This is a genomic window from Streptosporangium fragile (genome assembly GCF_039534445.1).
GTDB classification, from domain to species: Bacteria; Actinomycetota; Actinomycetes; order Streptosporangiales; family Streptosporangiaceae; genus Streptosporangium; species Streptosporangium fragile.
Window position 1 is genome coordinate 1 of record NZ_BAAAVI010000168.1, and the last position, 1,353, is coordinate 1,353.

Annotated in this window: 2 protein-coding genes; both read right to left on the bottom strand. The window is 65.7% G+C overall.

Annotated features, from left to right (window positions below):
* Positions 1 to 22: 22 nt before the first annotated feature.
* Positions 23 to 592 (bottom strand): hypothetical protein, encoded by a 570-nt coding sequence (locus ABD841_RS40455; protein ID WP_344982382.1) that lies wholly within the window; start codon positions 590 to 592, stop codon positions 23 to 25.
* Between the two features lie 196 nt (positions 593 to 788).
* A partial coding sequence (locus tag ABD841_RS40460) for a hypothetical protein (protein WP_344982384.1) occupies positions 789 to 1,353 on the bottom strand: 565 nt, incomplete at its 5' end.

Here is a 1,353-nt window from a genome sequence, read left to right on the forward strand (position 1 = left end):
GGGAGAGTGAGGACAGGACGCCTCAGCCGTCGATCGTGACCGTGGCGTACTCGTACTTGGTGATGCCGTTCTCGTCCCCGCGGTGCGATCGGCCGGTCATGACCTGGCCGACACCGGCCCCCGAGGAGTGGTTGCTCTCCTTATAGGCCGAGGTCCACGTCCGGGAGGTGAGTCTCACGGTCTTTCCTTGCCAGGACAGCTCACCGGCGTAGTACGTGGTGTAGTCGTTCTCGTCCCCGAAGTGCGTCCGGCCGATGATGGCCGCGTCTCCCGGAGTGTTGTAGAACGAATTGGACTCTTTCACCCTGGCGTCCCCGCCGGTCGGTGTCACCACGACCTGTTCACCGTTGATGTAGATTCGGCCGCAGCGGTACGTGGTGTAGCCGTTCTCGTCCCCGTAGTGACTCCGGCCGATCATCACCTCATTGGCCGGACACGCGAACCGGCTGCTCCATTCCTTCACGGTCTCGGTGTACGTGTGGATGATCTGGATCGATTCCCCCGCGGCCGCGGCCGCGGGGGCGGCGGGGGCCAGGGTCAGGGCGGCCAGGGCAGCCGCCGCCAACGCAGCGGGTAACGCCTTCTTGCGCATGTTCCTACCTTCGATTCCGCTTCTGTCGTCGTTCGATGCGCCGAGAGCGCGCGTGCCGGCGGCTCACGTCCTCCCTGAAACCCGGGGATCTCAGGGAAGACGTGACCGGCGGCGCGCCGGCCCCGCCCTTCATGCCGGCCCTGTCGCAGGGGTGTCGCCGCAGGGGGTGGTGCCGGGAGAGTGAGGACAGGACGCCTCAGCCGTCGATCGTGACCGTGGCGTACTCGTACCTGGTGCGACCGTTCTCGTCCCCGACGTGCGCTCGGCCGGTCATGACCTCGTTGGCACCCGCTATCGAGATGTGGTTGCTCTCTCTCACGTACCCGGTCGACTGCCGGGAGGTGAGTCTCACGATCCTTCCTTGCCACAACATCAAGCCGGCGTAGTACGTGGTGTAGCTGTTCTCGTCTCCGTAGTGCGCCCGGCCGATAATGGCCATGTCTTCCGGAGTGGAGTAATCCGACCTGCTTTCTCTCACAGCACTCGTGGTGGTCAGCGTCACCGTGACCTGTTCACCGTTGACGTAGACCCGGCCGCAGCGGTACGTGGTTTTGCCGTTCTCGTCCCCGTAGTGCGCCCGGCCGATCATCACCTCGTTGGCCGGGCACCTGAACGAGCTGTTCGATTCCTTCACGGTCTCGGTGTACGTGTGGATGACTTCGATCACTTCCCCCGTGGCCGCGGCCGCGGGGGCGGCGGGGGCCAGGGTCAGGGCGGCCAGGGCAGCCGCCGCCAACGCAGCGGGTAACGCCTTCTTGCGC